At 47.8% G+C, this 24,595-nt stretch carries 25 protein-coding genes; 6 read left to right on the plus strand and 19 right to left on the minus strand.

Annotated features, from left to right (window positions below; genetic code table 11):
* Window positions 1-6 precede the first annotated feature (6 nt).
* Together NSS66_RS05065 and NSS66_RS05070 are read left to right on the plus strand one after the other, a co-directional pair.
* Window positions 7-672, plus strand: a complete 666-nt coding sequence (locus tag NSS66_RS05065) for a CoA transferase subunit A (RefSeq protein ID WP_023987464.1) — start codon at window positions 7-9, stop codon at window positions 670-672.
* On the plus strand, window positions 669-1,325 hold the full coding sequence (locus tag NSS66_RS05070) for a 3-oxoacid CoA-transferase subunit B (protein WP_023987463.1): 657 nt from the start codon (window positions 669-671) through the stop codon (window positions 1,323-1,325). The genes NSS66_RS05065 and NSS66_RS05070 overlap by 4 nt, the downstream gene beginning before the upstream one ends.
* A gap of 240 nt (window positions 1,326-1,565) precedes the next feature.
* Here NSS66_RS05070 and NSS66_RS05075 read toward each other — a convergent pair whose 3' ends face one another.
* The 3 genes from NSS66_RS05075 to NSS66_RS05085 form a co-directional block, all read right to left on the minus strand.
* The gene (locus tag NSS66_RS05075; RefSeq protein WP_023987462.1) at window positions 1,566-1,745 is read right to left on the minus strand and encodes an H-type small acid-soluble spore protein; all 180 of its coding nucleotides are present in this window, start codon (window positions 1,743-1,745) and stop codon (window positions 1,566-1,568) included.
* 56 nt (window positions 1,746-1,801) lie between these two features.
* Window positions 1,802-2,041 (minus strand): hypothetical protein, encoded by a 240-nt coding sequence (locus tag NSS66_RS05080; RefSeq protein ID WP_023987461.1) that lies wholly within the window; start codon window positions 2,039-2,041, stop codon window positions 1,802-1,804.
* 335 nt (window positions 2,042-2,376) lie between these two features.
* On the minus strand, window positions 2,377-2,775 hold the full coding sequence (locus tag NSS66_RS05085; protein ID WP_028543086.1) for a RidA family protein: 399 nt from the start codon (window positions 2,773-2,775) through the stop codon (window positions 2,377-2,379).
* Window positions 2,776-3,198: 423 nt separating this feature from the next.
* Between NSS66_RS05085 and ku the strand changes: the two genes are divergently transcribed.
* Window positions 3,199-4,113: a non-homologous end joining protein Ku gene (ku, locus tag NSS66_RS05090; RefSeq protein ID WP_013309197.1), complete on the plus strand. Its 915-nt coding sequence runs from the start codon at window positions 3,199-3,201 to the stop codon at window positions 4,111-4,113.
* 22 nt (window positions 4,114-4,135) lie between these two features.
* Here ku and NSS66_RS05095 read toward each other — a convergent pair whose 3' ends face one another.
* The 8 genes from NSS66_RS05095 to NSS66_RS05130 all read right to left on the minus strand — a co-directional run bounded on the left by NSS66_RS05095 (window position 4,136) and on the right by NSS66_RS05130 (window position 12,990).
* Window positions 4,136-5,941 carry an ABC transporter ATP-binding protein gene (locus tag NSS66_RS05095; RefSeq protein ID WP_071559030.1) on the minus strand — a complete coding sequence of 602 codons (1,806 nt, stop codon included), beginning with the start codon at window positions 5,939-5,941 and terminating at the stop codon, window positions 4,136-4,138.
* Window positions 5,942-6,083: 142 nt separating this feature from the next.
* Window positions 6,084-7,580, minus strand: coding sequence for a nucleotidyltransferase domain-containing protein (locus tag NSS66_RS05100; protein WP_340958530.1), 1,497 nt, complete (start codon window positions 7,578-7,580; stop codon window positions 6,084-6,086).
* A 47-nt stretch (window positions 7,581-7,627) separates the two neighbouring features.
* A complete protein-coding gene (locus tag NSS66_RS05105) occupies window positions 7,628-8,095 on the minus strand; it encodes a lasso peptide biosynthesis B2 protein (RefSeq protein WP_209941286.1) in 468 nt (155 codons plus the stop codon).
* 1 nt (window position 8,096) lies between these two features.
* Window positions 8,097-8,399 carry a lasso peptide biosynthesis PqqD family chaperone gene (locus tag NSS66_RS05110; RefSeq protein ID WP_025720436.1) on the minus strand — a complete coding sequence of 101 codons (303 nt, stop codon included), beginning with the start codon at window positions 8,397-8,399 and terminating at the stop codon, window positions 8,097-8,099.
* On the minus strand, window positions 8,386-9,429 hold the full coding sequence (locus NSS66_RS05115) for a dephospho-CoA kinase (RefSeq protein ID WP_053324867.1): 1,044 nt from the start codon (window positions 9,427-9,429) through the stop codon (window positions 8,386-8,388). Before NSS66_RS05115 ends, NSS66_RS05110 begins: the two co-directional genes overlap by 14 nt.
* Window positions 9,430-9,618: 189 nt before the next feature.
* Window positions 9,619-9,747 carry a paeninodin family lasso peptide gene (locus NSS66_RS05120; protein ID WP_023987454.1) on the minus strand — a complete coding sequence of 43 codons (129 nt, stop codon included), beginning with the start codon at window positions 9,745-9,747 and terminating at the stop codon, window positions 9,619-9,621.
* A gap of 52 nt (window positions 9,748-9,799) precedes the next feature.
* Window positions 9,800-11,725, minus strand: a complete 1,926-nt coding sequence (locus tag NSS66_RS05125; RefSeq protein ID WP_076157926.1) for an asparagine synthase-related protein — start codon at window positions 11,723-11,725, stop codon at window positions 9,800-9,802.
* Window positions 11,722-12,990 carry a sulfotransferase family protein gene (locus NSS66_RS05130; protein WP_103744444.1) on the minus strand — a complete coding sequence of 423 codons (1,269 nt, stop codon included), beginning with the start codon at window positions 12,988-12,990 and terminating at the stop codon, window positions 11,722-11,724. Before NSS66_RS05130 ends, NSS66_RS05125 begins: the two co-directional genes overlap by 4 nt.
* Window positions 12,991-13,203: 213 nt before the next feature.
* Here NSS66_RS05130 and ligD point away from each other — a divergent pair, with 213 nt between their 5' ends.
* Window positions 13,204-14,106, plus strand: a complete 903-nt coding sequence (gene ligD, locus NSS66_RS05135; RefSeq protein WP_013309189.1) for a non-homologous end-joining DNA ligase — start codon at window positions 13,204-13,206, stop codon at window positions 14,104-14,106.
* Window positions 14,107-14,175: 69 nt separating this feature from the next.
* Here the strand turns inward: ligD and NSS66_RS05140 are convergent, their stop codons facing one another.
* Entirely contained in the window at window positions 14,176-15,120 is a 945-nt protein-coding gene (locus NSS66_RS05140; RefSeq protein WP_023987451.1) for a YitT family protein, read from the minus strand.
* Between the two features lie 195 nt (window positions 15,121-15,315).
* Complete coding sequence (gene cls, locus NSS66_RS05145) at window positions 15,316-16,746, minus strand: cardiolipin synthase (RefSeq protein ID WP_028543093.1); 1,431 nt, start codon at window positions 16,744-16,746, stop codon at window positions 15,316-15,318.
* 146 nt (window positions 16,747-16,892) lie between these two features.
* Here cls and NSS66_RS05150 point away from each other — a divergent pair, with 146 nt between their 5' ends.
* Both NSS66_RS05150 and NSS66_RS05155 read left to right on the plus strand, forming a co-directional pair.
* Window positions 16,893-17,924, plus strand: coding sequence for a M23 family metallopeptidase (locus NSS66_RS05150; RefSeq protein ID WP_028543094.1), 1,032 nt, complete (start codon window positions 16,893-16,895; stop codon window positions 17,922-17,924).
* A gap of 45 nt (window positions 17,925-17,969) precedes the next feature.
* Window positions 17,970-18,431, plus strand: a complete 462-nt coding sequence (locus NSS66_RS05155) for a bactofilin family protein (RefSeq protein WP_053324862.1) — start codon at window positions 17,970-17,972, stop codon at window positions 18,429-18,431.
* A 39-nt stretch (window positions 18,432-18,470) separates the two neighbouring features.
* Here NSS66_RS05155 and NSS66_RS05160 read toward each other — a convergent pair whose 3' ends face one another.
* The 6 genes from NSS66_RS05160 to NSS66_RS05185 all read right to left on the minus strand — a co-directional run bounded on the left by NSS66_RS05160 (window position 18,471) and on the right by NSS66_RS05185 (window position 24,560).
* Window positions 18,471-19,556, minus strand: coding sequence for an AI-2E family transporter (locus NSS66_RS05160; protein WP_338533354.1), 1,086 nt, complete (start codon window positions 19,554-19,556; stop codon window positions 18,471-18,473).
* 243 nt (window positions 19,557-19,799) lie between these two features.
* The gene (locus NSS66_RS05165; protein ID WP_023987446.1) at window positions 19,800-20,582 is read right to left on the minus strand and encodes an ABC transporter permease; all 783 of its coding nucleotides are present in this window, start codon (window positions 20,580-20,582) and stop codon (window positions 19,800-19,802) included.
* Window positions 20,575-21,495 carry an ABC transporter ATP-binding protein gene (locus NSS66_RS05170; protein WP_068938660.1) on the minus strand — a complete coding sequence of 307 codons (921 nt, stop codon included), beginning with the start codon at window positions 21,493-21,495 and terminating at the stop codon, window positions 20,575-20,577. Before NSS66_RS05170 ends, NSS66_RS05165 begins: the two co-directional genes overlap by 8 nt.
* A gap of 109 nt (window positions 21,496-21,604) precedes the next feature.
* Window positions 21,605-22,096, minus strand: coding sequence for a hypothetical protein (locus NSS66_RS05175; RefSeq protein WP_023987444.1), 492 nt, complete (start codon window positions 22,094-22,096; stop codon window positions 21,605-21,607).
* A 131-nt stretch (window positions 22,097-22,227) separates the two neighbouring features.
* Window positions 22,228-23,205, minus strand: coding sequence for an LCP family glycopolymer transferase (locus NSS66_RS05180; protein WP_340958531.1), 978 nt, complete (start codon window positions 23,203-23,205; stop codon window positions 22,228-22,230).
* A 14-nt stretch (window positions 23,206-23,219) separates the two neighbouring features.
* Window positions 23,220-24,560 carry a UDP-glucose dehydrogenase family protein gene (locus tag NSS66_RS05185; protein WP_028543098.1) on the minus strand — a complete coding sequence of 447 codons (1,341 nt, stop codon included), beginning with the start codon at window positions 24,558-24,560 and terminating at the stop codon, window positions 23,220-23,222.
* Between the last annotated feature and the right edge of the window lie 35 nt (window positions 24,561-24,595).

Below are 24,595 nucleotides of genomic sequence, written 5' to 3' on the forward strand. Positions count from 1 at the left end.
GGAACCATGAATAACAAAGTAATCTCCGCTGAAGAAGCAGTTAAGCAGATCAAAGACGGAGACACCGTTATGGTCGGAGGTTTTCTGGCAGGAGGCTTTCCGGAGGAACTTGTACGCGCGCTTGTCGACACCAATCCCGCCAGCAATCTTACGATTATATCCAATGATACAGGCACACCGGAATTATCTATTTATAAGCTTGTAAAAAGCGGCAGAGTAAAGCGGATTTTTGCATCCTATATTGGCTCTAATCCGGAAACGGGAAGGCTCCTGATGACGAAAGAAGCGGAGGTTCAACTCTTCCCGCAAGGTACGCTCGCTGAAAAAATACGTGCAGGAGGAGCAGGCTTGGGCGGTGTTTTAACGCCTGTAGGTGTAGGCACCATTGTAGAGGAAGGAAAAAAGAAAATCCAAATTGACGGGAGAGAATATTTGCTCGAACTGCCGCTCAAAGCAGATGTGGCGCTAATCAGAGCTCATAAGGCTGATGAAGCGGGAAATCTTGTCATCAACGGCTCTTCACGTAACTTCAATTTGGTAATGGCTACAGCGGCAGAGTATGTAGTTGCTCAGACAGACGAATACGTAAAGACGGGAGAAATTGACCCCAATCATGTCAACGTTCCCGGAATATTTGTCGACGCAATTGTAAAGGTGGGTGAAAACGCATGAATAACAGAGAATTCATTGCTCGAAGAATAGCCCAGGAATTTAAAAATGGCGAAGTTGTCAACCTTGGTGTTGGAATGCCTACAATGGTGGTAGACTATATCCCCGAAAACATTCATATTATGCTGCAGGCTGAGAACGGAATCCTCGGTGTAGGCCCAAAAGCGACTCAGGGGAAAGAAAGACTCGATTGTATCGATTCAGGCGGAAACTATGTTACAACTATGGAAGGAGCTTGCTTTTTCGACAGTTCGCTTTCATTTTCTATCATCCGTGGAGGGCATGTGGATATCACCGTGTTGGGCGCCCTGGAGGTCGATGAGAAAGGCAACCTTGCAAGCTGGATGATCCCAGGGAAAAAGGTTCCGGGCATGGGGGGAGCCATGGATTTGGTGGTCGGAGCCAAGAGAGTGATTGTAGCCATGGAGCATGTGAACAAAAATGGAGCGCCGAAAATACTGGAACAATGTAAACTGCCCCTCACCGCTGTAAATGTTGTAAAGACCATCGTAACCGAAAAGGCTGTCATCGATGTTATTCCAGGTAGTGGACTGATGCTGAAGGAAATTGCGCCGGGTTTATCGGTGGAAGACGTTCAATTGGCAACTGAGGCTAAACTGATGATTTCACCACATTTAAAGGCCATTGCAGTATAAAGTCATGTAAAGGAACCAACTCCACCTTCAAATTAACTTGTCTGGCGTTTAACTTGTTCCCTCGACTGCATTTATTATTACAAATAAGGTTCGCTAATTGCTCATTGAGCAATTGCGAGCCTTTTAGGGTTGGAGCGGGACCATTAAAGCAGCATTCTACGATGAAAGCCTACAGCTGTCCAAGATCTTTCTAAAGCTATACCCCATACTATGGGAAAAATCTGGTTTGGTGCCCCTCTTCTATTGTTCTTCCAGACGATCCACACGGACGGTTTGGGTATTGCCGGGTCTGCTACCTATCTGTACCGTTGCCATACCGTTTGCTTGGTCTACATGCTCAATCCAGATCGGTTTACCATCCAATTGTACGGCAATATTTTCGGATGAATCATAAATAGCTTTTGCTCGTTCCACGTTCATGTTATTCTTCCCCTCCTGTTTGTTGTTGTGTGCATTCATTCAGAAATATAGTTCACCTAGTCTTCATCTATAATCCGTTCAACGTCTAATGAAGGGATGCTATGAGAAGGCGAAGTTGAGACTACAGCCTCCAAATCCACATGAGCCACAGCTACGGGAAAAGGCGGACGAATTCCATGTGAAAGAGCAAACTCGGGCGGCAATGCATCCTGTTCGCCTCCAGCCGGGCCCCGAAAGGCGATTTGGCTTTGACCCACACGATGCCTGATTTGCTGAGGATAGGATTTTCCGGACATAAATTGTGTACCCCCTTTTGAATCGGATATGCCTTACTATGTACCAAAATTGCTGTAACCATGCGCACGCGGAAGCAATTCGCAATCTTCATTCACAACTCATACAAATCCTTTGTACGAAACATAAAAATGATTTGCTCACAGCCAAGGCGTTGGAATCGAAGGATGCAGATGCGGATAGCTCGTCACTATGCGATGCTCGGTAATCTTTTAGTGCGTTTGCTTGCGACGACGGATGTACATTTTTCGTGAATTTAAACATAAAACAGCCCTAGCTTCTCACGAAGACCGGGGCTATCTATGATTCCATCCCATAAATGAGGTGCGTATTATTTTTATGCTTTAGCTGCCCAAATTTCAATTTCAATTTTTATTTCAGGCAATCCTAGAGCAGTAAGGTAGCCGATAGTCATTGCAGGATAATCATTCCCGAATAACTTTTCCCATTGGGAATACATGTAATCCCAATCTATCTGCTCAGTTGCCCATACATTTACTTTTATAATATTGTCAGCGGTTAATTGTTCGGCGTCCAAAACTGATTTAATGTTATTAAAAGTATTGCTGATTTGTAGGTTAAAGCTTTCTGGAAATTGGCCATTCTGATCTACTCCAACTTGACCCGAAGTCACGAATAGCTCTGAATTTCTTGGAACTTTAGTTATATGTGTGTAATTCCCTACTGGTTTCGGCATAGCTGCCGGGTTTTTTCTAGTTATTTTTTCATTTTTCATTTAATCGACCTCGTCATTTTTAAATTTTTCTACCGTTTCTTCTAACCACTTTTAGGCAGACTCCACCAATAAAAATGATTTTAGAAAAAAACAGCAGTAGAGTATCCATATCCAAAAGATATAAAGTTTAATGATCTTTTCTTCATGACATGAACACTCCTTTCTTATAAAATGTCAAAATCGTTGGTTATCCCTTATCTTAATATAACTAATGTAACTTAACAACTTCATATCATTGTATTATGCGATGTAGTCATACCTCAGAATGCAGATTAGTTGGCTTGCTCTTTTCTTTACACCTCATACATTCCTTTCTCCGAAGCATACTAAGTGAAAAATCTAAGTGAAAAATGGATATGCTCACAGCCGAGCGTTGGAAACGAAGGATACAAAATGCGGATTTAAGAAAAGGAGGACTGCGGTATGCATACGGTCTGGAAAGGCGCGATCAGTTTTGGGCTGGTTCATGTGCCCGTTAAAATGTTTTCTGCGACTGAGGATAAGGACATTTCCATGCGTTATATTCACAAGGAGTGCGGAAGCCCACTTAGCTATGTACGAAAGTGTCCCGTTTGTGACAAGGAGGTCGAATGGGAGGAAATTGGAAAAGGATACGAGTATGAAAAAGGAAAATTTGTCATGTTCGACAAGGAGGAACTGGAGCAAGTTAGCGGACAAGCGGATAAAAATATTGTTATTTTAGATTTTGTGGATTTACAGGAAATTGATCCGATTTACTTTCAGAAAACGTATTATCTGTCCCCAGATCAGGCTGGCTCCAATGCGTATAAGCTGCTCATGAATGCGATGAAGGATACCGGGAAAATCGGGATTGCCCAAATCTCCATCCGCTCTAAAAGCAGCCTGGCGGCTATTCGGGTGTTGGATGAATGTTTGGCGGTGGAGACGATGTTTTACCCCGATGAAATTCGCCCCATTGCTCAAGTGCCTAACTTACCGGGGCAGGAGGAGGTTAAAGAGAAGGAGCTGACCATGGCAAAAATGCTAATCGAGCAGCTATCTACACCTTTTGATGCAGCAAAGTATACGGATCAGTACCGCGAGCGTCTGCTGGATCTCATTCAACATAAAGTGGCTGGTGAAGAGGTGCGAATCGCCCCAACACAGCCTCAGACCAATGTAGTAGATTTAATGGCCGCCCTTCAGGCCAGCATCGAGGCAGTGCAACCTGTCGTTACCGATCCCGGCCCTGCTGCGAAAAAACGCCCTGCGCGTAAACCAGCGGCCCCAACAGCACAGCAGGCTGTTGCAGGCGAGAACATCTCTCCGACTCCAGTCAAAAAGAAAAGAAGCACTGCCAAACGTAAAGAAACTTAAGCTGAGTTACAGAAAAGTCTGGTTAAGGGGTGGCGGTGACACTGCTTTGATACGATAGTAGCTGACTGAACGCCCCCCGCTCCTCTTGTTCCAGTTGGTGGTAGTTCCCCTGCTGTATGACCTCGCCTTGATCCAGTACGACAATTTGATCCGCATGTCTGATGGTTGACAGGCGGTGAGCAATGACGATCAACGTCATTTGACCTTTCATCCGTTCCAGTGCTGCCTGAATTGCGGCTTCATGCTCACCATCCAGCGCACTTGTCGCTTCATCTAGTATAAGTACCGAAGGATGATGCAAGACAGCCCGTGCTAATACTAGCCGTTGACGTTCTCCTCCAGACAGACGAATCCCGCGATCTCCAATTACTGTGTCCAGCCCTTCGGGCAATCTGGATACAAAGTTGTCTGCGGCGGCAAAATGTAACGCCTCCCATAGCTGCTGCTCACTAGCATCCTTATCTGCCAGCATCAAATTTTCGCGGACAGTCGCGTGAAATAAAAATGGGTCTTGTGACACGTAGCCAAACGACTGCCGCCACTGGAGCAACAATTCGTCGTCCAGAACAAGCCCGTCTATTGTAATCTGCCCCCCAGTTGGACGTAAAAAACCCATCAGGACATCGACCATTGTACTTTTACCTGCTCCCGATTTCCCTACAATGGCTGTCATTCCCCGAGCGGGTATGAACAAGTTAATTTGACGCAGCGCAGACTCTGCTGCACCATCGTAGCGATAATCCAGATGGCTGCATTCGATCCCATGACGAAGGGACAGGGGTTGCCGTACAGATGCAGATACAATCAATGACGGATCTGTGAAAGCTTCGCACTCCTGTTGCACCTTGGTGACACTCTCAAAAGCGGAGATCATAGACATGATGTATTCCAGACTCGCTTGAATAAGAGCAAATCGGGGCCATAAGCGGGAAAATATAAGAATCAGCACAATCAGTTTTTCAGGAGTAACATGCAGCCACTGCAGCGATGTAAATATGACACAAGCGACAAAAACAGCTGCCGCTGTACGATGAAAAAACTGTGTGGTCGCATTTTGCCGGACAAATTGGGTCGTATTATCCTCCATGCGTTGTGTCAGGGAGCGAAACCAATGGATATTCGCCGCTTCCAACAGATTGCTTTTAATATCTTTCATGCCGTTCATGTGATCCGTAATCCCAGCAAAATAAACCTGCGACAGCTCAGTGGTACGATCACCTAATTGTTTGGCATTTCGAATGGAGCGGCGGAACACGACAAACAGCCCCAATCCACTCAGAAATACCAGCCCGGTTAAAGAGGGGGATAACCAAAAAGCCAACGCAATCTGGATCATCGTAAACATGACAGCAGTAGTCAGTTGAAGAAGCAAATTCGTTCCCTGACTGACACGCGCCAGCTCGGTCGTCATCACATGGCTAAAATCAGATTTACGCTGACGCAAATAAAATGCCCACTGCGCCTTCATAAAGGAAGTGTACACGTCTATTCGCAAAGAGCGCATAAAACGCTGCTGAATCCGCGAATTCAGGATGGATTGGTAACGCTGAAGCAAAGCCTGCCCTGTAAGCAGCACTATAAAAACCATCAACATCCCCGGCAACAGCCAGCTTTTAGGAATGAACGGCAAAAAATGTTCCAATCCACCAGACAGAAATGGCATCCCTGAATGACCAACAAATACGCCGATAGCCGCCAGCATAGGAACAAGCATATAAATGCCAAAACCCTCCAGCAGGCTGACAATGATCATACATCCAATATTGAGAAATAACGCACCGCCGTTCACGCTATACAGCTTTGTCATATATAATCGCAGGTGAACCATAATGCACACTCCTTATCCAGGATTTTGAAAAATTCGATTCCAGTCGCTCCAAAGTGCAATATATAGACGAACTAGACCATTTCGATCTATATATTGTTCATTGAAAGTCGCTTATTGGATTTTTGCAAAATCCTCTATCGAGTCAGTGCTTTGAAAATCGCCGCTTCAGCCAAAGAAATGGACGTAAAGGGATATACAAAAAATGCAGCTGGCGAGGCAGTGGAAAAACGGCCGAATCCCCCGTAGAAGGAAACAAACGGCTGATGAGGTACCATAGTCTGTGTCTTGGCTCTTTTAAGGAAAGCAAGTAAGTGCGGCTGACCGGCTGATGGGCAGCCGCCGTGTTTCTGGTCATGACTTGGCTGGAGGCGACAGCTGGAGTAATGGGGGCACAACTGGTAGCAGTGCTCATCGGGCTATGATCGGCGTTACTGGCATCTTCCGTGATGCTAGTAACGCCACTGGTGGCAAGCATGGCTGCTTCGCCACAGGTACCGCATACTGAAGCACCGCCATCCGGAGGGGCGGCTTCCGCTTGCTCCGCCAAAGCTCTGCTATGCAGCAGCTCTGATGGAGCAAGCCTACCTGTACTCGGCCCGTGGGCAATCGGGTACGGTGCGGGAACGCTGGCCTGCATGAAGGCCAGCGCGCTCAGCGCGAGCCTGTGCGCCTGCCGGGTAGCCGATGCCGGACGCATCGGCTCCGGTATCGGCGTACCCAACAGCGCAGCGGCGAGTGCCCAAGCCTGCCCGCCAGCAGGCAGGCCACCGTAGCGGCGCATCATCGGCAGTAGCGCCTCCCAATCGACAGCACATACCGCAAGCCTGTCGATGTCAACCAGCCAGCGCAGCCTGAACCAGCCGTGACGCGCACCATGCGCGCTCAAGTACAGAAATTGATGCTCGCTGCCAAGCGTATACATACAGGACGTCATCACAGTCCTGTTGTCGGCAGGTCCCAACGGTACCTGCCGACTGGTTCCTGCAGCTTTGCCCATTTTCCGGCAGTTCCACAGCTCGTCAAAAGAGGGTTCCCCACCCCCATCCGGGTGAAGCCGCCAATGCAGCTCAATCTCTACCCGTTTTTGCGGATGGAGGTAGGATGCATGATGGTCCTTCCATTTCCAACTTCCAAGGACACGCACTTCTCCGCTCTTGGACGCATATCCGGCTTCCTTCATCCAATGCTCAGCCTCATCCATATCGTCAGGGGCAATGAGTAAATCTATATCCTTGGAGGTACGCAGAGAAACATCCCCGTACAATTGCTGCGCCAGAGCAGGACCCTTCAACATAAGTACACGAATTCCATGAGCTATGAAGAGCCTGGTCAGACGCTCGGCTTCTGCTTGAAGATGGAGCATGCGAAGCGTGTTTCGATGATACTGCGCCTGAAGGTTTCGCAACAATTCTGCGGGAACGAACGAATGATTCAATGTTTTCAGTTGGAGATACACCGTAGGTACCACTCGATGGTGCTCGGTCAGACGTAAAAAGCGGACCCAATCCATCTCACGCAGTTGGGTAGCAGCAGTCTTATCCTGCCAATGAGAAACGTCTTTCCCCAATAGAGAGAGTAACAACGTTAATTCTTGATCCTCATTCCAATTCGCAAGTTCCAAAACAGACTTGGTGGGCATGCATTCTTCTCCTTCTTGTCTCATCGCATTAAAGCAAAGAACTGCCTTTATCTTTCATTTTTTGTATTTGTAGCCATCACAGCACGTCTCCCGAATATCCCCACCACCGTAAATGCTTCCATCTCCCGTTTCCCCGTAACATAAATCGGTCCGCTACGTACCCATGCATGTGCGGCCAAGCGTCCAGCGGCATTTTTGGCTGTGCCCAGATACAGCGTGCAGTCCAGTTTTCTGCGCCCCAGCAACGTCATCGCCGCAGCGGCTTGTACAAGACAACTACTGCGCCAAGGAGTATAACGGCTTGCCAGCTCCACAGCGTGCGAAATCTGCTGAATGGACTTCTCCTGCCTGACATCACACTGCCATGGAGTTTCTTCCATACATATGCCCCAAACCCTTGAGTAATCCCCAAAAGAACGACGCTGGCGCAGCCTCGCCCATCCCAGCTCCAGCCAGGCTTCCGGCAACAATTTCCTGACCTCTGGAGACAGGAGAAGAAGCCGTTGTATCCGCATGTTATACCGACTCCCGTAGAAGCTTCAACAGTCCTTCCCGCTCCAACTCAGCCACAAAGGTATGTACCTGTTGTCTGCACTGTTCCTCGTCCACCTCATATTCATTCGTCAGGACAGTTACGATATCGCCAAGGGAAGGACCGGATTCTGCCAGTTCCCAGATTCGTCCTCCTGTGAAGCCCAAGTTATAATATTTACCAGTGTTAATGCTCATCATCACTTTTTCTCCGTCCATATCACTGACATAGACCTCTTCACCGTAAATGACGCGATAATGGTCTTTAGCTGGATTAGTGGCTGCCATAACTCTTTTCCTCCTTACGAATGATATCAAGTACCCGTTGTACAACCTCGGACGCAGTAAAGACGGAACTATCCCTCAGCAGCCGCCAGCCCTCTACTTTACGAGCCATCCTAGCCGCTGTATCAAACGACCATTCACTCAAACCCATTCGCGGAATAATCACCCTACGATATGTATGTTGTAGTAATGTATGCAAGCACTCCAGAACGTTCAAGGGCTGTTCCGTAACCGCCACTAGCTCCCCTTCGCGCATCAACGCACGGATTGGAGAATCTGCCACAAGCTCGAATACGCCCCCTAAGGGCAGCGGATCGTTAAAAAATTCATCTACGGCGGGTACGGCATATTTATTCAGTTCACCTGCAAGCATACGCAGATCACTGTATTGTGGCATTACAGAATTGTCATCAGTTAGGGACCGTATGTTATTTCTTTTGCGTGCATGCTTGTTCTCCCGTAAAGCCTCCAGTTGGAGCAAGCTATCCAACCCCAGCTTTTGCTGCGGATAAGCTGGATACACGATGGCTGAGGAAGCCGTAGCTTTTACAGCAATCACGTCATCACTAACCATCTGATAACCTGCCTGCCTAAAAGCAGCAGCCAGTGTCGATTTGCCCGTACCCGATTCACCCACAAATGCGTAGGCCCTCCCCCCGATGACGACCGCACTTCCGTGAATAGGTAATATTCGTCTTTGCATCAGCAGAACACCCATGCATGTACCCAGCACAAACAGCCGCACGGTGTCAGGATCGGCCCCGGAGAATATGCTTACTTCGATCTCCTTGCCTTCCCTGACGGCATAAATGGCCGTGCCTGGTATTTGGAACATAAATCGCTCATCTAGCATCACAAAATTGGCCTGCTCCAGCTGACCACTCCATGCAGTTAAATCAGCCTGCCGAATGACTACATCCTCTACTGCTTCCGGTGCTGCCAGGATCAGCTCAGGCAGATTCAGCTCACTGGCAATTCTGAGTCCAAAGGCTATATATTTCGTCCAACTGACATTTGCACTCCTGTCATGCACGATAGGACTCACTCCTCTGTCCTTAAAAATCCCGTCTTTATTTCTTGGGCAATACCTCTAACCCGAAGAAATAAAGACGGCTTTGTATTGAATACGAGTCCAATGGATTATGCTATTCTCGTTCATTCAGTCGTTATCGGACCAGTTTTTTGCTTCCAGCCCAACATCGGCTGCATGTATAACCATGTGTTAGCTTGGATTATGAAGATCGGCATCGTGGTCAGACACCCAGTCAATCTGTTTCCAGCCTTTACCCGCCATAGTCTGGTTAATATCCAGCACCTCTATCGTCGGTTCCTGCCATTCTTTTTTACTCATCTCATCACCTCCCCTCCAACGAATGGCGAACTGTCTGACCGGATAGGTTCGATCAGTTCAATCTACAGAGAAAACGGTACACGATCAGGCTATGCATTAGTAGTCGTATATTCGGATCAGACGCCTGCTCAGGGCGGGGGTGGTGAAGTTTCGCCATAGCCGTCTTAATAAACTCAATATTGAGATATTCGGCGGCTCGTAAATCATGACACATCAGTTGAAGCTCTCCCATAAACGTATCCCAGCAAGGAAGCATTCGATGTAGCCAATCTGCAGGCTGTACACCGCGTACCCGCTGGTTCAACCGAACATCATCAGGTAGATGATCACGCATGGCCGTACGAATGAGGGCACGGTCCCGACCGTTTTGCACATACTGTTCAAAAGGCACCGATAAGCAAAAGCGAATCACTCGGCTGTCTCCGGTCGGATCACGTTCCCACAGGCCATACCGTAGTGAAAGTTTGGTCGCGACCACACCATTTTTGTTAGCAATCGCCAAATTCGAAAATTTCTCTTTTCTCGTCTGATCGGCGTTTTTCATCCAGCCTGTTCCGCTCAATACAGGAATATCTTCTACATGCATCCGTTTGGCAAACTCCGGGTGAATCAGTGAAGGAACGGGACTTCGATTGCTACGCCGCAGCCATGAACGAGATTCAAGCGAAGTCGCCTTTTTCAACATCACAGGGAGTAGATGAGACATACGCCTGCCCGTAAGCTTGCTGTACCGCCACAATCCCTGAAAGGATTGCAACCAGTGCAAACGACGAAACTGCCGGGCATAATAGTCTAGTGCAGGGCCCCATGATACGGTAAAATTGCCTCGTGCCCCGGTTAATAGTACACCGACATTGTGCTCCTGTGCTTTTTCATAAAAACCTCTGATCCAGAAGGAGTTTTCAAAATATTTGTAGGGTGCTTCCATGAGTTCCAGCCAAATATCAATTTCAGAAAACGGACTTTTCCCCTCAAAATCCATATAATTTTCGTGAATGTTGCCTACATAGCGAGCCGTAGACTGAATATAGCTTCGTTCGTTCGCCAGCAATGTAGGCGGTGTCCAGTCTGTAAAATCTTGAACAGGCACATAGCTGTATGCATGCAGCGGCTTTTGTTGCAGGTGCAGCGATGGCGCGGCAAAGCTGGCAACCGCCCCGGAATCCAGCCCTCCGCTCAAGGCAGCCCCTACAGCACGATGCGTCCGTAGTCGGGCAGTGACCGCCTGTGTGAACACCTCGCGGAAAGCTTCTATGTACTCGCCCCCTGTTTTGAGCCGCAGTGGCTCTACCTCATCCAGACATGCATATTTATGAAGGGTTCGCTTCCCCTCCTCCATAGTGAACCAATGTGCAGGAGGAAGCTGGTTGATATGCTTGTATGCAGTCGTTCCGATATCGACGGATTCCTGCATGGCACGGATGGACAAAAATTCGGCCAGCCACGGTTCATGCAGTTCTTTTCGCAGAGAGGACAGGGCCAAAAGTGGAGCGACTACCGTGCTAAACGCGAATCCTCGGTCATGTTGGTAGATGTACAGCGTACGATTTCCTGTCATATCTCGAGCACCATATAATCGATGTTCCTTGGCATCCCAAATGACAAAGGCAAAATCACCTATCAGATAACTGGCTGCTTCCACTCCCCATTTGTCATATGCCAGCAAAATCAGCTCGCTGTCCGTGATATCTTGCCGCCGTTCCTGCTCAACTCCCAGCCGTTCAAACAGCTCGGAACGATTGTCAATAATCGCATCCGCCGTGATTGCCAAATCTCTTAGCTCATCATAGAAGGGAAGACGCTCATGAACAGATTCCGGGGTCACATGCTGGGCATGACAACCCAAAAAAATTGAGCCTTCGCACCAAGCACATACGCGGTCAGCGGGATATTTTCGCAGGGCTTGCATCATTTTCCCGCCTTCTTCGGTGCTTACGGACTCATGTCCAAAGCTATAGATTCCGGCAATCGCACTCACGTTCTTCCCCCTTTTTCTTTTCCTATGCTTGATAACGCTACAGACGCCAAGCGCCCGAGCTTACGGGCAAAGAGGCTGCGAGATCGGAGACTTTGATTTGGGCGTTGATAGCTTTGGAGCTGAGCGATAAGACGGTTCCGCTCCTCATAGCTATGTGCCAACCTGTTTTCCAGTGATTGGATCCGCCGATCGTTCACGATCTGGTCCACCTGCATCCTTGCCAGATCTTGAGGTACAGTATGACGGGTTGCATTTATCACAAGTTCTCTGTTATCTGCATCCCGGTCTTCCAGCATCCGATAAGCTGCCTTCCATTCAAAGCCGCTTTGTTGGAGAAATTGTTGTGTACGTTGACTCAGCAGCTCTATATCCGGCTCCTCTTCAAAGCGGACTCCAGTCATCTGCTCAGCCTGCTCCAACGCTTCCGCGTAACCAAGCTGCCTAAACATGCGGGACCCAATGCTTCTGCAATATAGCTCAATTTCCGTTTTACTCAACAAATGTTGCCAGCTATGTACCGAATCCTGATGCGCCTGCTCATGCTCTCCTACGAATGGATCACCCGCTCCCATGCTATAAAAAAGACTGGATTTGGGCGTATCCGCAAAGTCTCCGTACTTTTCCATCCCCGGCTCATACTTGATCCCCAGAAAACCGCACAGCTTCTCGATCTCCATCGTTGGATTGGATACGAGTTGTTCATACCTAAGCGGGTATGCAAGTGGATGAGGTGTAGCAAAATAATGAGCGTAACGGAACAAACCAACCGTAATATCCGTCATTTTCATATTAAAATGCGGACTCCCCAGTTCCTCCAGCAGTTGAAAACGTCCATTCCGTAGCTGATTGACCTTTTTGAATGAGGCCACAATGGCCAAAGGATTCCGGATAAGCCACAGCCTGCGGGCATCAGGGAATAAACGGTCTATAAATTCCAGCACCGTATAGTAACGCGGGGATTTGTCGATAAGCATATCTGCTGTAGTTCCTTGAAGCAGACCATTATATATTTCAAGTGCATACGAACGGGAGGCCTGCTCCAGTACATCGGAGGAAACCATACCTTTAAAAAATTGCCGAAGTATCCCTGTTCCTCCATATGGCCGTGCATGTGACTGAGGAAGATCATATAAACTGAGCAGAAACCACATTTCCTGTGTGGCAAACAGGCGGGAATGGTTTTGCAAAATGGCGGTAAGCAACGAGCTTCCACTCCGAGGGACACTTAACAGGAATACCAGCCCTCCGCCTTGCTTTTCAATCAAGCAAACTCCTCCTCTACCTCTGCTCAAGACACTTTAATAGATACATATCGTATTTTTATTATAAATTTATGATACATAATGTATCTTGTCAATCCCTTTGATGGATAAATTCAGCACTTCACGTTCATGTTAAACCATATGTAGATCTATAAGCTCAACAATCAGCCTGTAAATAAAGATTTTGCTGCATGTTAGCCAAAGGAGGATAGCATTATGGGACAAGCTGTTAAAGGTACTATTACCATTGAAGGTCAGGAAATTCCTATCACCAACCCGGATAAACCACTGTGGCCTGAAGCAGGCGTGACTAAGGCGCTATATCTTCGCAAGCTCGCGGTATTGGCTCCCTTCCTGCTCAAATATTGCCATCATCGTCTGCTGACCGTCATCCGCTGGCCACATGGGATTCACGGTGATTTTTTTTATCAGAAAAATGCCCCACGTCCTCGGCCGGACTATATTGAAACCGCTCTGCATGATGGTATTGAATATATCGTGCTCGGCAAATTGCCACAACTTCTCTGGCTTGGTAATCAAGCTGCGTTGGAATTCCACCCCTCTCTGCATGAAGCGGGAAGCAAGCTGCCCTGTGAATGGATGATTGACCTTGATCCATCCAGAGAGGTGGAGCCACGTATTATGGAGGCAGCCTCTATTGTCGGTGAAGTACTGGCTTCGCTTGGTTTGGATTCCGTCCCCAAAACATCCGGGGCCACAGGTGTACAAATTATCGTTCCGATCCGTACAGGCATAACCTTCGACGAACTTCGCAGCATCGGGCTATTAGTTGGACAGTTTGTGACAGAAAAGCACCCGCATCTGTTCACACTCGAACGGTTAAAGAAGGATCGGGGAACAGCCATCTATTTTGATTATTTGCAGCATTATCAGGGGAAAACTCTGGCCGCTCCTTATACCCCGCGGGCACGCCCCGGCGCTACGGTCTCCACTCCGCTAACATGGGAAGAGGTACGGCAAGATGTATCACCACTTGACTACCATTTGCTGAATATTGAGGAACGGCTAAACCAGGTAGGTGACTTGATCGACAAGGTTCCTCCCCAGCCCGTAGAAGACGTCCTCAAGCATATGCGCACCAAGGCACACCGAACCTGATCCATGCTTGGAAGAACAAAAAAGGGGACGAACCCCGCAGCCATTAGGCTGAGAAATTGTCCCCTTGCGCTAGTGTATTCCTTTTTTCTTAAAGCGTCCGCCCTTCACATCGTGAATGTTACCGATCGCAACGAAAGCGTGTGGGTCCCAATCTTCAACGATGCTCTTCAGCTTCGCTTCCTCCAGTCGGGTAATGACGACGAAAATCACTTTCTTGCTTTCGCCCGTAAAGCCGCCTTCACCTTCCAGATAAGTTACGCCCCGTCCAAGACGATCCGTCAGGGCATCCCCAATATCACGGTATTTTTCACTAATAATCCAGACCGATTTGGACTGATCCAGACCTTCAATCGTAATATCAATCATTTTCATGGCAATATAATAAGCAATCATGGAATACAGGGCATTCGGCCAACCGAACACAAAACCTGCACTTCCCAGAATGAAGATATTAACGAACAGTACGATCTCACCGACCGAAAAAGGAGTTTTTTCACTGACGAGAATAGCTACGATCTCTGTCCCATCCAGCGAGCCGCCGGACCGAATCACAAGACCCACCCCAACGCCGAGAATGACGCCCCCAAAGATAGCACCCAATAGTGGTTCGCCAGGAGTCAATGCACTTACATTGTGAAGTAACGCGGTACCGATGGACATCACGATAATGCCGAATAATGTGGATAAAGCGAAGGTTTTACCGATTTGTTTGTATCCGATAAGTAAAAATGGAAGGTTCAACAGGGTCAGGAAAATACCGAGTGGATAGCCAGTAATCTTGGAGGCCATAATGGAAATACCTGTGACGCCTCCGTCGATAACGCCGTTAGGAACCAGAAATATTTCGAGGCCCACTGCCATAAGCGTCGCACCAAAAATAATCATGGCCGCACGCTGAAACAGGCGTTTTGCTTTGTTCTTCGGATTAGCTGGAATTTTGCTGATCTTGGTCAACTCTCCGGTTACATCTGTGATTTCAGACAGATTTTGAACTTCCTTGCTCACTACACTCATATATAAATCCCCCCGTTACAGTATGGTATATTGGACCGAAAAAGGGGCTGCTATCCGCAGTCCCCTCTCCTTTACCGCGCTTGTGTTATATGAATAGTATACCATAAAACTGTGATTTTGCGCAAAAAAGTTAGCAAAGAGCACATAAATCACAATAAAGCGGGATTATATCGATAAAAACGGCGAAAACCGCCTTTAAAGGAGTGGAGAGAGCATGCGAGTTAGAATTTCAGCTATTTTCTGAGATCGAGGCCGTCTGCGGAACACGTTTAAATCTATGCGTGAGGAGTTGGAAATGTCCTCTACAAAATCTTCCGAAAGCCGTTCCAGCGCTGAATTAGCAAAAACTATAGCGGTCAACTCAAAATTATAGAAAAAGCTGCGCATGTCCATATTGGCGGTCCCGACCGAGCCGAGTAAATCATCGACAATCACCACTTTGGCGTGAATAAATCCTTTTCGATATTGGTAGAACTCCACCCCTGCCTCCAGCAGTTCTTGCACATAGGATAAAGACGCCAGATGAACCAGCTTCGAATCGGATTGGTAGGGAATAATAATTTTCACATCTACGCCACTGACTGCTGCCAGCTTGAGCGCCTCATAAATCCCCAGATCGGGAATAAAATACGGCGTCGTAATCCAAATCCGCTTTTTGGCAACTGTGAGCGCTCCAAAACACATTTCCTGAATCGTATCCCAAACCTGATCGGGACCGCTGCTCAAAATCTGTACTTCCTCATCCCCGGTGCAGGTATGTGGAGGAAATAAATTCACATCCATCAGCCTTTCCCCTGAGGCCAGCTTCCAGTCGCTAAGAAATGCATTTTGCAGAAAATAGACGCTATCTCCTTCAATCTGCAAATGCGTATCCCTCCAAAATCCCACTTTGGGGTATTTTCCGAGATAATCGTCGCCTACATTAATCCCCCCCACAAATCCGATCATGCCGTCCACTACCACGATTTTCCTGTGATTGCGATAGTTAATCCGGCGGTCCAACGTGGCGAAAAACGGAGGTAGAAAATAATGAAATTCCACTCCTGCCTCACTACAGGTACGAATAAAGGAATAGGGCAAATGGTAGCTTCCTACACCGTCCACAACGAATCGTACCTTTACTCCCTCACGTGCCTTGCGGATCATGACCTCTTGAAACTTTCTTCCGATTTCATCGGCCCGAAATATGTAAAACTCCACATGGATATGATGTTGTGCATGTTCCATCGCTGTCAGCATAGCCTCGAAGGTTTCTTCGCCGTTCGTCAGCACACGTGTGCGATTACATCCAGTCAACGGGTTTTCCGACATACGAATTAACTGGTTAAACAGTCGCTCCTGATGCTTGAAATGAGGATTATGCATTTGCTCCACGTGTTCAATCACCTTGGATTGCGCCCACAGACGCTCGCGAAACTCACGAAACAGCTGCGATCCCCCTTTTCGAACCATTTTGCGCTTCTGATAATCCTGTGCAACAAAGTAGTACACGACAAAGCCAATGAGCGGGAAGCAAAACAAAATAAAAAGCCAGGCTACCGCTTTGGACGGCTTGCGAAATTCAAAGAGCAGGATCGTCCCGGTCTGAAAAATAAAAACAATTAAAACCAACAGCAACCACAGCATGTCTAAGCCTCCTTATATATCTCAGGATTTTGCAAAATCCTCATCTACGTTTTATACTAAGCTCCAATTTTTTTGACATGTTTGCCTCTTAAGCTGAATAGATAGTAACCAAGCACTATAGGAGCGATGTCCGGAAAGGAGCGATTATGAAAAAAGGAAGCCTAAATCGCCGGATGACCCTGCTTGTTATTCGGGATGCACAGCAACCGCCCAAGCAGCTACAATGCTCTACAGCCGCTGTCATTCTCGTCCCAACTCTTGTGATCGCGTCTATCTCTACACTCGTGATCGGGCTGCAAATCCATTCTTCCCATATTATCTCCCAAATGGAAACGAATCTTGCTGTCCAGAGTTTGCAGATGGAGGTCACGGTAGCGGACAAGGATGCAGCCATTGGGCGACTACGGCAGGAAGTCATGGAGCTGACGAATCAAGCCACCAATATTCGTGAACGCCTCCAGCGTGTAACGGAGCTGGAACAGCAAATGCAGCAATTCATTCGTAAACACGGAAACTCATCTGCCACAAGTAACCATAAAAAGACCATGACTCCGCTCTCCTGGGATGCTTCCGGCCATATCGGGGGCGAGCTGATCGCAGTGCATGAAAATACTGCCCTCCTAACTCGCCAGGCAATGGATGATTTTCAGGAGATCGAATCTCTGTTGGACACGGTGGAACGTACGGTTCCCCGCTCTATTCAGCAAGCAAATGCCGTACAGCAGAATCTGGAGCGCAAACAAGCCGCACAGCTACTCCAGACTCGTAGACTTGCTCTTGCCGAGCAAGGGAATCCCTCCGTTTGGCCTGTAGGTTCACGGCGAATGACCTCCAGCTTCGGCTATCGCAGCGACCCTTTTACAGGCAGATCTGCCTTCCATTCAGGCGTGGACATTGCCGGACAAACCGGTGATCCTGTCTATGCAGCAGGAGCTGGCACCGTCTTGGAGGCTGCTTCTAGCGGAGCCCGCGGCAAGTGCATCATCATCCAGCATCCTGACGGACTCCAGAGCTGGTATATGCACCTGAGCGGCATGCAGGTGGCTCCGGGGGATCGTGTCCACAAAGGACAGACCATCGGTCTGCTGGGAAGTACTGGGAGAAGCACAGGACCTCATCTTCATTTTCAGATCGTCAAGCATAACCAACCTGTCGATCCATTACTGTATGTACAATGAGGATTTTTGAAAATATTTACAATAAAAGATTGGGGGAAAACCATCATGTTCAAGGAATCCAAAAAAAAGCTCTCCGCCCCAGCTATGGATACACTGCTCGCTAATGGCACCAGCTTTGAAGGTACAGTTGAGGCAGAGGCCAATATTCGGATTGACGGTCATTTTCAGGGCGATATCCGCAGCACTCGTACTGTCGTCATTGGAGAATCTGCTGTTGTACGTTCGGATATCATCGCACAAGACGTCATTCTTGCCGGTAAGGTGTTTGGCAGCATTACTACAGAAGGACGACTGACCATTACGCCGACAGGTGAACTGTACGGAAATACCGCGACCACTGCATTGGTCATTTCTGAAGGCGGTATACTGGACGGCACAATTCAAATGAACCGAACAAAGGATGTAGAGTTGTCAACTTCTACGGATGAGTCAAACGACGAAACCCAATCTAGTTTCAGCAAAAACAAGGAGGATAGCCAAGCCGCTCTGCAATCCGAAGCAGGATAAAGTCAGTATATACTCCTTTAAATCCAGTGCATTCTCCATTCATTCCATAATATCCTCCACTCTGCGTTCCAAAAATAATTGGTACACCTTGCGTATGACGATTTTTCCGCACATATACAATGGAATCACCAAAATGATACCCAGAATCCCGAGCAGGTCGCCACCAACTAACAGTAAAATAACGACAGTCAACGGATGAATATCCAGCTGCTTGCCAAAAACTATAGGTGACAGCCAATTATCCTGAATTTGCTGTGCAGCGATCACCACGACCAGGGACCAGAGTGCCATCGAAGGTGATTCGAGTAATCCAATAATAACCACAGGTATAGAAGCAGCCACTGCCCCCACATAGGGAATAAAATTAAGAAAAATCGAAATAACGGCAAGCAGCAAGGCATAAGGCAAGCCAATAATTAAAAATCCAAGAAACATCATCACACCCAACGCGACATTAATCAGCACCCGACTCACGATAAAGCTGCTGAGTGCACTATCGATATCTTCCATAACCTCCAATGCGTCCTTGTGATATTTTTTTGGAAAGAAGTTTAGCATTTTAGGGCCAAACTTGCTCCCTTCCTTCAGCATGTAATAGAGCAATATTGGAAAGGTAGCCAATACAATAAAAAAGTAGGACACGAACGATACCAGCTTTACCGAATAATCAGACAGTGTCGAAAAAGCTTCGTTCAACGTATCTGACAGTTGTGACAGCGGGTCTTCACCCGGAGGCAGCACTTGTCTCAAGGATTGATTATGCCGCCATTGGCTCAATTGATCAACCAGACTTTTAATGAGCTTCGGCGCATTTTCAAATAAATTGGTAACTTGATCACGCAGCGTAGGCCACACACCCCATGTGAAAACAAACAATAACACTCCAATGACCAAATAAATCAGCAAGATGGAGATAGATCGTTTGATTTTTCTCCGTTCCATTACATCTACAATCGGCCTCAATAAATAATAGAGGAAAAAAGATAGCATCAACGGTACAACCAGCAAGCTGACCAAAGATACGAGAGGACTGAATATAAAGCTTACTTTGGTGCCCAAGTAAATGATGAGTAATAGCATGACAATACCCGTAGTCAGACGAAAAAAACGATTATTTTGCAGCATATCATGCGGCCCCCCTCTGTTCTGTTTCTCTCTACCTCTTTAAACGCAAAGTGACCCTATTGATTGATTCTTGCTGAAAATAGATTACAATATACCCCTGCACGTAGAATGTGTAGTAAAAAATGACATAGATACAGGATAAAATAGTCTTAAATGAGGATTTTACAAAATTCTGAAATAACAAAAGGACGTCCAAATGCTAGGCATTTGAACGTCCTTTGTGTTACTCCATGGCACTTCGATTTAGGTTGAAACATCCCGTTTTACGAAAACCACCCAGGCAATGGCGATAAAAATCACATAATAAGCGGCCAGCACGGTGAGCGAAAAGGTTAGACTGGAACTTACCGTACCCGGCGGCATATCTAAATATTTTTTCAGATCCATATGCGTAAATAGAACGTATTTGGTCCATTCAAAACGATCTGTGCTGAACAAACCAATCGTGTTATAAACTGTTTTGGTGAACATCATGAACAGTGACAGCCCAATCGCCAAGGCACTGGAACGGAAAACAGCGGACAGCATAAAAGCAAAGGCCATCGTCACGAATAAGGCGATATAGCTATACAAGAAGTTCAGTGTTACGTAAGATATCGGATCACTGAACAGCGGAACAGAACCCGCTGGTGCATCCTTGGATAACATCAGCCATGAGGACAGCGTAACCATCAAAATCAAAATGATCGTTCCGAGCAAACTGAACAAAATCACGGATATATACTTGGACAACAATATTTTGCTGCGAGTCCAAGGTCGGATGAGCAGCAGCTTAATCGTTCCCCAAGTAAATTCACCAGCCACCGAATCAGCGGCTACAATGACCGTAAACGTCGTATTGAGGAAAAATGTAAACAACGTCGTCAACGCAATCCCATCCCACACACTGACCTGATCGGAAACCAAGGAAATCAGCATCGGAATCACAGCAGTGATGACCGCCAGCAATCCCAGCATAATCCATGTGCGCACACGCAGGTAAATTTTCAGATTTTCGTTATGTACCAGCTTGAAGAAATCACCCAATGACCCCGCCTCCCGTCACTTCCAAAAATTGATCTTCCAGCGTACGGGCAACCGGGCGAATCGCATATACTTTAATGCCATTTGCAGCCAGCAGGCTGTTCATCTCTGCAATCTGTTCCCGCTCCAGGTGAAGCAGCAGTTGATTACCTTCGACGCGCCCTGCTCCAGCAAGCGCATAAGCTTGTTCGGCATCATTTACCTCAAAAGCAATTTCCGCCTTATGCACTTCCTCCCCTGTATTCTTCAGTTGCTTGATATCAACCAGCCGTCCGCTCTGAATAATAGCTACACGGTCGCACATCAGCTCCATCTCGGACAACAAATGGCTTGATACGAATACAGTAATTCCTTCCGTACGGGTCAATTGACGCAAATAATCCCGCAGTTCACGAATACCCTGCGGGTCCAAGCCATTGGTCGGCTCGTCCAGCACAAGCAGCTTCGGTCGATGCAAAATCGCCTGAGCTACCCCAAGTCGCTGCCGCATCCCGAGCGAGTAGGTTTTTACTTTATCGTGAATCCGATTTCCGAGTCCCACCAGACGAATCGCTTCTTCCACGCGCTCTTGGGTCACGCCAGGAGACATTCGCGCAAAATGCTGCAAATTTTGATAGCCTGTCAAAAACTTGTACATCTCCGGGTTCTCAACAATCGCGCCGACATGGGCAACGGCCTTTTCAAAATCGGTATTAATGCTGTCTCCACAAATATGAATATCGCCCTTGCTGATCGAAATCAGGCCAACCATCATACGGATGGTGGTCGTTTTTCCCGCACCATTGGGTCCAAGGAAACCAAATACCTGCCCCGCCGGAACCTCCAGCGTCAGATCATCCACGATCGCTTTTGAGGAAATGATTTTACTCACACCCTCCATACGTATGACGGGAACCTGTCCTGTCGCTTGCTGCATGCTTTGAAACTCCTTCCATCCGGAGTGAAGCTGTGATCCATTTTACTGTACATTTCCGGTTTTGGAAGTATTGTACCATATTTAACCTTTTAGAAACACCACGCAACCTCTATTCCTTGTCCTTGTATATCCAAAGCACCCGCCACTTCTCATCTTCCTGCGTCACATAACAAGGCTGTACGATATCAAAATTACCGAATCGGGTCTTGTAATGCTGAGTGACTGTAATACGGTAAACTTTCCCTAACTCTTCTCCATTCTGATCGGTACGAATGTCATATTCAGCCTGCGGCTCCCCCAGTTCAAACGTGAACGTATCCGTCCCCATATCCTGCATAAAAACGTGCGCACGCTGCTGTACATACGTGGACTTCTCGAATTTCTTTTTCATTTGCGAATGAAAAAGCTCCCATGAGCCTCCGAAATTTCCCGATTGCTCCATAGTGTAGAACTCGTTCAGTGCTTCTACCGCTTGATCGCCCTCGCCTGTAGACATCACCCCATGCAGACCCAGCCACAGCAACCATAACAATCCACATATGATTGCAAAATATAATAGCTTACGGACGAACGCCGAAGCCGCTCTCCTTCTAAACAGCACACATTGCCCCTCCCTCTGTTGGACTATACCGAATTCTCTACAGATGTATGTGGGACAAGCCTTTTTTAGAAGACTTTATAAGAAAATAACGGGTGACCTCCCAATAGGGCACCCGTCTACATAAGGCTTACCTAAGGCGATATGGCCGTGGTAAGCATGTGCTTCTCCAGCACTCCATGGATACGCTGGCGTTCCTGCTCATCCACAATGTAATAATACACGCCGTTGATTTTACGCCCATGTCCCTTCAGCTCAACGCTATCCGTCTGCTTGAGGGACGGACCGATCCGGGTCAGGAAGGTGGTCATATCGTCAAAGGTAATGTCTGTGCGAATCTGCTCCCCCGCTGCCTCCAGTATCGGTTTTACCCTCAACAGCCCTTCCTTGCTGATGGACTGGGCAAGAATTTGCTTGAGTAGCTCCCGTTGGCGAGCATTTCTTCCGAGATCCCCACGTGGATCATCAAAACGCATACGGGCGTAGGCCAACGCCTCAGCCCCGTTCAAGTTCAAATTACCCTGCGCAAAATGATGGCCCTCATATTGAAAATCAAGTGGGTTATGAACCTCGACTCCCCCCACAAGGTCCACCATTTTCGCAAACCCTTCCATGTTCATCTGCACATAGTAATCTATCGGATGGTTCAAAAAATGCTCTACCGTACGGATCGACATATCCACGCCCCCAAAAGCAAAAGCGTGATTGATTTTGTCCTCACGCCCCCTGCCGATCAGCTCTGTTCGCGTATCACGCGGAATGTTGAACATCAACATAGAGCCTTCGGCAGGGTTAACAGACAAGACGATCATCGTATCCGATCGTCCTGGATCGTGAGGCCGCCGATCTACGCCCAGTACCAGCACGGTGAACGGCTTGAACTGGGAGATGGCTGCCGGATTGGGTATACTTGATCCAGAGTCTGTATCTACGGATCGCCCTGCTCCGCCCGTTGCAAGGGTAGAAACCGCCCCAGGCTGCACGATGCTGCGCGGATGATACATCGCATTCGCCGCTGTTTTAAAGGAATGATACACATAAGCGGTGTAGGCAGTAGCCCCTACGACCAATAACGCCGCAGCCCCCAATGTCATCTTCAGCCATCGTTTCATATGCAGCCTCCCCTTTACGGATTTACTACAGACTGATGACGATCTACATCCAGATTGTTCATCTGTGGCCTGCCGACAGAATAGTATGCAAAGGCGGATTGTCTGATTTGCTCCTCGCTGTACACATTGCGTCCGTCAATCATAATTGGATACTTCATAAGCTCATTCAGCTCACCCAACCCGATATCACCAAACTCTTCCCATTCCGTCAATAGACACAGTGCGTCACATCCCTCTGCCGCTTCTCGTGCGCTATCTGCCCACGTTACTTCCGAGCTGTCCAGCAGTCGGCGGAAGTTAGCGGTAGCGATCGGGTCATATGCACGAATTTGCGCCCCTGCCTCCAGCAGCGACTGCATGATATCCAGCGCCGGGGCATCTCTTACGTCATCTGTATTCGGTTTAAAGGCCAGCCCCCATATGCCAATCGTGGCTCCTTCCAGATCACCCAGCGCCTCTTTTAGCTTACGAATCACGTTAAAACGTTGCCCCTGATTCACTTCCACCACAGATTTCAGCAGCTTGAATTCATAGTCCACGTTACCAGCAATTTGGATCAGAGCTTGTGTATCCTTGGGAAAACAGGAACCCCCATAGCCGATACCAGCAGACAAAAAGGAGGAACCGATCCGCTGATCCAGCCCCATACCGTGTGCCACGCGTGTAACGTCTGCGCCCACCTTTTCACAAATATTTGCAATCTCATTAATAAACGAAATTTTGGTCGCCAAAAAAGCATTCGACGCGTACTTGATCATCTCCGCCGAACGGATATCCGTGGTTACGATATTTGTCGTCAACGGCTCGTGCAGTGTAGTCAGCACAGTGGACACATGCGGATCGGAAGCTCCGATGATGATTCGATCTGGCTGAAGGGTGTCTATGACTGCTGAACCTTCGCGTAAAAATTCGGGAACCGAAGCCACACCAAAAGGATAGTTTGTGCGGCTCGCAATCCAATTTTGAATACGTTCGTTCGTTCCGACAGGCACCGTGCTTTTGGTGACAATTACTTTGTAGCCATTCATGGCGTCTGCCACCTCGCAGGCGGCTTCTTCAATATAGGACAGGTTCGCTTCTCCGCCTGGCAGCGAAGGTGTACCGACCGCCAAAATAACAATTTCGGCTGCCTCCACCGAAGCAGCCGTATCTGTTGTAAAGCTTAGTCGGCCTTGTTCTACATTATCTTTAATTAGAGCCTTTAATCCCGGTTCATAAATCGGCACCCCACCTGCACGCAGCTGATGAATTTTGTCCTCATTCTGATCTACACAGACGACGGTATTCCCGAGTGCGGCAAAACAGACCCCCGACACCAGCCCGACATACCCTGCACCAATTACACATAGCTTCAAAGCAACTCCCCCTTTTACATGCTGTCTCATTGCAT

The organism is Paenibacillus sp. FSL R10-2748 (assembly GCF_038005565.1).
Classification (GTDB): Bacteria; Bacillota; Bacilli; order Paenibacillales; family Paenibacillaceae; genus Paenibacillus; species Paenibacillus polymyxa_B.

Coding starts and splice junctions, on each gene's coding strand:
- NSS66_RS05095 (WP_071559030.1), bottom strand. CDS start 5,941: ATGGTTCACCTGCGATTATATATGACAAAGCTGTATAGCGTGAACGGC.
- NSS66_RS05075 (WP_023987462.1), bottom strand. CDS start 1,745: ATGAACGTGGAACGAGCAAAAGCTATTTATGATTCATCCGAAAATATT.
- ku (WP_013309197.1), top strand. CDS start 3,199: ATGCATACGGTCTGGAAAGGCGCGATCAGTTTTGGGCTGGTTCATGTG.
- NSS66_RS05120 (WP_023987454.1), bottom strand. CDS start 9,747: ATGAGTAAAAAAGAATGGCAGGAACCGACGATAGAGGTGCTGGATATT.
- NSS66_RS05110 (WP_025720436.1), bottom strand. CDS start 8,399: ATGGCAGCCACTAATCCAGCTAAAGACCATTATCGCGTCATTTACGGT.
- NSS66_RS05085 (WP_028543086.1), bottom strand. CDS start 2,775: ATGAAAAATGAAAAAATAACTAGAAAAAACCCGGCAGCTATGCCGAAA.
- NSS66_RS05105 (WP_209941286.1), bottom strand. CDS start 8,095: ATGCGGATACAACGGCTTCTTCTCCTGTCTCCAGAGGTCAGGAAATTG.
- NSS66_RS05170 (WP_068938660.1), bottom strand. CDS start 21,495: ATGCAGCAAGCGACAGGACAGGTTCCCGTCATACGTATGGAGGGTGTG.
- NSS66_RS05070 (WP_023987463.1), top strand. CDS start 669: ATGAATAACAGAGAATTCATTGCTCGAAGAATAGCCCAGGAATTTAAA.
- NSS66_RS05150 (WP_028543094.1), top strand. CDS start 16,893: ATGAAAAAAGGAAGCCTAAATCGCCGGATGACCCTGCTTGTTATTCGG.
- NSS66_RS05155 (WP_053324862.1), top strand. CDS start 17,970: ATGTTCAAGGAATCCAAAAAAAAGCTCTCCGCCCCAGCTATGGATACA.
- NSS66_RS05180 (WP_340958531.1), bottom strand. CDS start 23,205: ATGAAACGATGGCTGAAGATGACATTGGGGGCTGCGGCGTTATTGGTC.
- NSS66_RS05100 (WP_340958530.1), bottom strand. CDS start 7,580: ATGCCCACCAAGTCTGTTTTGGAACTTGCGAATTGGAATGAGGATCAA.
- NSS66_RS05080 (WP_023987461.1), bottom strand. CDS start 2,041: ATGTCCGGAAAATCCTATCCTCAGCAAATCAGGCATCGTGTGGGTCAA.
- NSS66_RS05160 (WP_338533354.1), bottom strand. CDS start 19,556: ATGCTGCAAAATAATCGTTTTTTTCGTCTGACTACGGGTATTGTCATG.
- ligD (WP_013309189.1), top strand. CDS start 13,204: ATGGGACAAGCTGTTAAAGGTACTATTACCATTGAAGGTCAGGAAATT.
- NSS66_RS05065 (WP_023987464.1), top strand. CDS start 7: ATGAATAACAAAGTAATCTCCGCTGAAGAAGCAGTTAAGCAGATCAAA.
- NSS66_RS05140 (WP_023987451.1), bottom strand. CDS start 15,120: ATGAGTGTAGTGAGCAAGGAAGTTCAAAATCTGTCTGAAATCACAGAT.
- cls (WP_028543093.1), bottom strand. CDS start 16,746: ATGCTGTGGTTGCTGTTGGTTTTAATTGTTTTTATTTTTCAGACCGGG.